Here is a 1376-nt window from a genome sequence, read left to right as displayed (position 1 = left end):
GGGTTTGTCAAATAAAGTGTGTAAATTAAAACTTACTCAAGATACTTTAAAACCCGTTCTTTTAGATTATCATGAAGGAGTAGTTGGTTCATAACCATTGCCCAGTTTTGGAAATGGCCACCTTTCCATTTTGTTTCAAGTTCTTTTATACGTAAAAATAATACTTTTAACAGAGCGTTCTCGTTGGGGAATGCTCCTTTTTTGGTTACTTTTCTAAAGCTGGAGTGGATACTTTCTACTGCGTTTGTTGTGTACATAACTTTACGTATGGCACTTCCATAATCATAGAGTTGCTCGACATGTTGGAAGTTCCTTGTCCAAACATCAATTGCCCCTGGATAGGCAGCCCATTGTTGTTGAAAGGAATCAAAGGCACTTTGACAAGCTTTTAAACTAGGTGCACCATATACCTTCTTCAGTGCTTTAGTAAAAGCCTTATAATCTTTGCTTGGTACATATTTGATGGAATTGCGAATTAAATGAACCATACACCGTTGTACGATTACATCAGGAAAGATAGCGTGTGCACCTTCCTCTAAACCACTAACACCATCCATGGAAATAAAAAATATATCTTCTACACCTCTAGCTTTGATCTCATCAAAAATTTGCATCCATTTATGCTTACTTTCGGTTTCATTTAACCATAAACCGAGAATTTCTTTTTCGCCTTCCAGCGTGTAGCCTAAAATGGTATACACGGCGTATTTCTTTGTCTCATACTGATTACGAATGGTTGTATACATGCAGTCTACAAATACAAACGCATAACAGTTATTTAGTGGTCTCGCCTGCCATTCTTCTAACTCAGGAAGTACGTTGTCGGTTATATCCGATATCATTTCATGGGACACAGAAAACCCGTAAATATCTTCAATCGTTGAAGAAATATCTCGTTGTGACATCCCACGAGCATACATAGATATTACTTTATCTTCAATTGCAGATACGTCCTTTTTGCGTTTCGGCACCAATTGAGGATCAAAGGAACCATCACGATCACGTGGCACTTTAATGTCGAGTTCACCTGTACTGGTTTTTATCTTTTTATTTCCATAACCATTACGTCTGTTTTCTGTCTCTTTTTCATCTTTATCATTTGATTCATAACCTAAATGGTTATTCATTTCACCTTTTAACATCGCTTCGAACATAGGACCAAATATATCTTTGAGTGCGTCCTGCATATCTTCTACAGACTCTGGTTGGTAGTTTTCTAGTATTTGTTTCGCTAACTCAGCTGACTTTGTATCACGCTTTGATTTAGCCAATAGAATAACCTCCCATTCGTATAATTTGATTCTACCAAATAAAAAACTAAACTGCGAAGTAAGAGCCGTACGCTCTCTTACTTACACAGTTTAGTTTACACTCCC

1 protein-coding gene is annotated in these 1376 nt (G+C 37.1%); it reads right to left on the bottom strand.

What is annotated here, in order from left to right; genetic code table 11:
• Nucleotides 1–32: 32 nt before the first annotated feature.
• Nucleotides 33–1271, bottom strand: coding sequence for an IS256 family transposase (locus D8M05_RS19960; protein WP_417629398.1), 1239 nt, complete (start codon nucleotides 1269–1271; stop codon nucleotides 33–35).
• Nucleotides 1272–1376 lie beyond the last annotated feature (105 nt).

Source organism: Oceanobacillus bengalensis (assembly GCF_003628445.1).
GTDB classification, from domain to species: domain Bacteria; phylum Bacillota; class Bacilli; order Bacillales; family Amphibacillaceae; genus Oceanobacillus; species Oceanobacillus bengalensis.
The sequence above is the reverse complement of the archived record's forward strand: the minus strand, read 5'-3'. Positions and strand labels throughout refer to the sequence as shown.